The organism is Streptomyces durbertensis (assembly GCF_014156695.1).
GTDB classification, from domain to species: Bacteria; Actinomycetota; Actinomycetes; order Streptomycetales; family Streptomycetaceae; genus Streptomyces; species Streptomyces durbertensis.
In genome coordinates this window covers 1-1249 of sequence record NZ_WMLF01000782.1, presented here as the reverse complement: position 1 = coordinate 1249, position 1249 = coordinate 1, and the positions used below count along the sequence as shown (strand labels likewise).

Here is a 1249-nt window from a genome sequence, read left to right as displayed (position 1 = left end):
CTTCAGGGCGGCGAGGGCTTCCTTGGCGGCCTTCTCGGCGCCTTCGCGGATCGTGTCGGCGCTGGGCGTCTTGGCGTCCTCGAAGCCGGCGCCGGAGTAGTCGACGGTGATCACGACGTTGTCGCTGACGACGACGACCCGGTGTTCCCGGTAGTCCTCGGACTTCTTGCCGTCCTTCTTCTTCGTCTCGTAGGCGATGCCGGTGGCGGAGTCGCCGACGCCGGCCAGCTCGGACTCCTCGACGTTCTTGTTGTCCTCGTTCGCGGCGACCGCGTCGCGCTGCTTCTCGGCGTGTTCGGCGGCGCGCTTGCCGCCGCTGCCCAGCGTGATGTCGGATTCGAAGCGGCGCAGCGCCACGGACAGCGCGCGGTAGTCGTACTCGTCCAGGCCCGTCCACAGGCAGGTGCCGTAGCTGTCCTGGTCCTCGGAGTTCAGGACCTTGCCGGACTCGGCGCCCGGGACGACGTCCTTGACCGTCTTCTCGGCGAGCGTGTCACACGGCTTGGGCAGCGACGAGTGGGTGACCGGTTCCGGCTTGGGCTCGACCGACGGACTGGCGGACGCGCCGGCGGCCTTGTCGTCCGGCGCGCCCTCCTTCGGGTCGTCGGAGCCGGAGCACGCGGCGACGAACACCACCGGCACGGCGAGCGCGGCCAACGCCCGCAGAGGCGTCCGGCGGCGCACGTCGTGGGCCGGGCGGGCCGGGGTGGCGGTGGAGTCCCGGTGGGCGGTGTGGGTGGAGTCGTTCACTGGTTCTTCGCTTTCGGTCGGGTCAGCTGTCGAGGCGCGCGGCGAGCTGCTTGGCGAGCTTCTGGGCCTTCTCCTGTAGTTCCTCGCTGCCCGGGATGCGGCGCTTGTCGTTGGACCACTCGTTGTACTCGACGGTCACGAGGACGTTCCCGGCGCGGAAGACGACGGTGATGTCCCGGTGCAGGCCCGCGTCGGCGGTCACGAGTCGGTCGTTGAGGTAGGCGGCGTCGCCGATGCCCGGCAGAGGGCGCGGCGCGAGCGCGGGGTCGGCGGACGAGGCGGCCGGGTCGGGCGCGGTGGGCGAGGTGGCCGGGTCGGACGCCGTGGGGGAGGCGGTGGCCGGGGTGGCGGCACCCTGCGGCCTGCTGGCCCCGGGCTTGCCGTCGTCGCCGCCCGGGGCCGTTCCGTCCGCCTCCTTGTCGCCGGGCGTCGGCTCCTCGTCCGGGTTCTCCGGCGTGTCGCCGTCGGGGTCGGCGCCCTTGGAGGGGGTGTCCTCGGG

1 protein-coding gene and 1 pseudogene are annotated in these 1249 nt (G+C 72.6%); both read right to left on the bottom strand.

What is annotated here, in order from left to right; translation table 11 throughout:
• Window positions 1–750 (bottom strand): DUF3558 domain-containing protein (locus GL263_RS26770; RefSeq protein ID WP_182858315.1); only part of this gene is annotated, 750 nt, incomplete at its 3' end.
• 22 nt (window positions 751–772) lie between these two features.
• A pseudogene (locus tag GL263_RS26765) lies at window positions 773–1249 on the bottom strand (hypothetical protein); the annotation flags it as partial.